4 protein-coding genes are annotated in these 3,062 nt (G+C 42.6%); all 4 read right to left on the bottom strand.

Annotated features, from left to right (window positions below):
• Positions 1–682, bottom strand: a 682-nt coding sequence (locus tag MMY95_RS15355; protein WP_241277800.1) for a putative HNHc nuclease, incomplete at its 3' end; no start/stop codon positions are given.
• Positions 683–728: 46 nt separating this feature from the next.
• Complete coding sequence (locus MMY95_RS15350; protein ID WP_241277799.1) at positions 729–1,388, bottom strand: DUF669 domain-containing protein; 660 nt, start codon at positions 1,386–1,388, stop codon at positions 729–731.
• 2 nt (positions 1,389–1,390) lie between these two features.
• A complete protein-coding gene (locus MMY95_RS15345; protein ID WP_087509038.1) occupies positions 1,391–2,053 on the bottom strand; it encodes an AAA family ATPase in 663 nt (220 codons plus the stop codon).
• Positions 2,054–2,914, bottom strand: coding sequence for a DUF1351 domain-containing protein (locus tag MMY95_RS15340; protein ID WP_087509040.1), 861 nt, complete (start codon positions 2,912–2,914; stop codon positions 2,054–2,056). It abuts the gene before it with no gap.
• Between the last annotated feature and the right edge of the window lie 148 nt (positions 2,915–3,062).

The following is a 3,062-nucleotide window of genomic DNA, read 5'->3' as shown; positions in this document are numbered from 1 at the left end:
TGTATTTACCTTTCAAGCCAATTCGTTTTAACGTTTCTTTATCTAGTTTTATGCCATCTACCGGGACGTGGTATTTTGCACTAAATGCCACGGAGCCAATTTGCTCAATCTCGCTGTGATGGACTCGACACAATGCCATAACGTGCCGTTTAGTGTGGTCAACGTGTGTTCTGTTCAAGCCGGCTCCGATAACGTCTACATGATGGATATCAGCACGATTACCGCAGATCATGCAAACTCGGTGGCGGCAACATTGAAACAGATAATATTCTTGCTCACGTGGCAATAGCTTATAGCCTTCCTTGAACGGCACGTGCCACTCAAACATGAAGTCGATGACTAGGTCGAGTAACTGGTTAGCATCGCTCACAGACGATTCTGTGGTGTCTGACAGGCTAATCTGCTTGCCAAACGTATATGACTCATACTGCAAATAAAACAAGTTTTTCAAGAAGTCTGTCGGCATGCCTGACCACGTATAGATGTCACTAAGCAACGCGAAGAACAAGCGTCGCTGTTGCGGCCTAGCTTTACGTGTGTCAGCTATTTCCCAATCCACATAAAATTGGCTGTGGGAGCCACTAACGGTCTCTATATGGTCTAAATTAGGCTTCTCATCTAACCGTGTAACCAAATAGTATTGACCATCCTGCTCAATTAACTGCGCTCGTGACTGTTGCATCTAGTCACCCCAATGTTTGGAAGTTTTGTTTAATAACCAGTTCAAATTAGAAGGGCGATCCGTCTGGAATTGGGGGAAAACCACCGCCATGGTAACTATTAGCTGATTGATTACTATATCCTGGGGCTTGTACATTACCAGCGTTACTATTTGCTGGAGCGCTGAATCCATTACCTTGTTGCTTATTAGTCGTCGTGCCAAAACCACCACTTGTGCTTTTGTGATTGCCAAAGCCACTATTTACTGTATTGCTACTGCCTGCTGGCCGCTTAACACCATTCGGTTTGCTACCATCCTGCATAAATGGTTTGTGACTTTTGACGCTTAAATAAGTTTTACCGTTTTGGCCAGTTTCCCAATCGACCGTGACAGCCAGTTTATTGCCAACGGCTTGCGAGACAAATTGCTGAATCGAATCAAATGAAGTCCCATTAGCTGCGCCTAGGGCAACCGCAATCGTGTTAAACCGTTTAATCGAAAGGTTACCTTTCTCCTCTGTACTGGTATCCCACACTTCATTGTCGAATCGAATTCGGCCACCCTTATATTTTCCATCGAGCACTTCATAATCAAATACTGCCATTGGGTTCCCGGCTTGTTGAGTTGTCGTGTATTGAGAACTGGGAGCAACCACCACATTGTATGTTCCGGCCTCCTCCACTGCTTGTCCGAGAATATTATTTGTATCTACTGTAAATAGTGCCATTTTTATTTCTCTCCTTTTTCTGACTGAATTAGCTCATTAGCTTTAATCAATTTGCGATCATCTAATCGGTTTTTAGCGTGATTTCCTTTTTCTGGATCCAGATCAATCATTCGTTCACCCGCTGCCAAGTAAATATGGCCTACTAGGTCGAACATCGAAGTAAATGCGTTAAACGTTTTTTCATTCATATCAGCTTGAAAACGACCCTCGCCACTAATTCCTGATGATCCGTTATCAAGTTGATGAGCAGTAGCATAAATCGTTTTGCCACTTTCTTTTAAAATGGTTCCCAAATCACGAAACCATAATTGTAATTTTTGATAATTCTGACGATTGTCCTTAGCAGCATTATCAATATTTTCCAATACCAAGTTTTGAAGTGCTGTAATATTGTCTAATACAATTACCTGATATTTAGTGTCTTGAATGCCTTGCATGACATATTGTTCAACCATGGCCTGAATATTCGGCATATCGCGATGTTCAAAGATAATAACATCGACGTCCTTATCACCGATCAAGACATTACTCGACATATCGAAACTGAACAACAACTTGTGGCCTACAAACTGTTTCACTACACTGGTCTTACCGGTACCACCATCACCGTATATGAAGTACATATTTGGTATCACCGGAATGTTGCCATCCGCATAAAACTTCATCTACATCACTGCCTCAAATTTAATACCATTCTTTTTCATATATGAAGATAGCCCCCACATCTGGTCTTTAGTGGCTGTAATTTTCAAAGTTCGAGTAAGAGACACTACTTCGCCGGTGTCTGTATCGACAATTTTACCGGTACTCGTTTCTTGCTGATGTTCTGCAGCCAATTGCTGTTTAAGCTCTCGCTGACGTTCACGTTCTTTGGCTGATTCAACTTGCCGGTCAATTGCCTGCAACAAGTACTGAACGTCCTGTCCTTGCTTCAATTGGTCAATCCATGGGATGGGATCAACGTCGACTGCTTGAGCATACTTGGTAATCATCGTTGTGGCAGTAGCCAACTTATCCTTGGCTTGCTTTACCACCGTCATCGACGATGCAACTTCTTGAGTGATTTGTTTGTTGCTGATGCTCTTATTCAGCCAACGAGGATCGAATTCAATTTCATCCACCCCAACGTCGTAATTGGGTGCCATTTCAGCAATCAAGTCCATCACGTCAGCTTTGCGTTGTTCACGGCGTTGAACCTCCAGCTCACCAAGCCCTTCATCAATCGGATCAATGATCATGTCGATGCTGGCTTCAAGCTTTTTTACCTCGGTTTCAAACTCACGTAATGGTTGATTATAATTTCGCTTGATTTCTTTGCGCCGATCATCAAGCGCCTTTTTGAGCTTGTTCAATTTGGCCCGCACTTGCTTGCTGTCAGTTACGTTATCTTCGGTAATTACTAAATTTGAGTAACGCGATACATATTGCGCAATGGACGCCTGCAATCCTTCCAAATTGTTAATTTTAATTGGTACCGGTTGATAGTCCACCGTGTAGTCTGGCAGATTAATTACTTCATTCGCCATTATTCAAGCCCCCGTAATTCGTTCAATTCTGTTTCACTCTTATCCAACATCTTGTACAACTTGGCCAGCGATTCACCATCACTGATCCAAACACTGTTGATAACATGCTTTATAAACTTGATGTGATTGTTCACGATTTCTTCCATAG

It is taken from the genome of Lactiplantibacillus sp. ME-2 (assembly GCF_022549155.1).
GTDB lineage: Bacteria > Bacillota > Bacilli > Lactobacillales > Lactobacillaceae > Lactiplantibacillus > Lactiplantibacillus plantarum.
This window is presented reverse-complemented; position numbering and strand designations above follow the sequence as displayed.

Bases quoted from the DNA above. Each gene is read 5' to 3' on its own strand.
- MMY95_RS15350 (WP_241277799.1), bottom strand. From the start codon at position 1,388: ATGGCACTATTTACAGTAGATACAAATAATATTCTCGGACAAGCAGTG.
- MMY95_RS15345 (WP_087509038.1), bottom strand. From the start codon at position 2,053: ATGAAGTTTTATGCGGATGGCAACATTCCGGTGATACCAAATATGTAC.
- MMY95_RS15340 (WP_087509040.1), bottom strand. From the start codon at position 2,914: ATGGCGAATGAAGTAATTAATCTGCCAGACTACACGGTGGACTATCAA.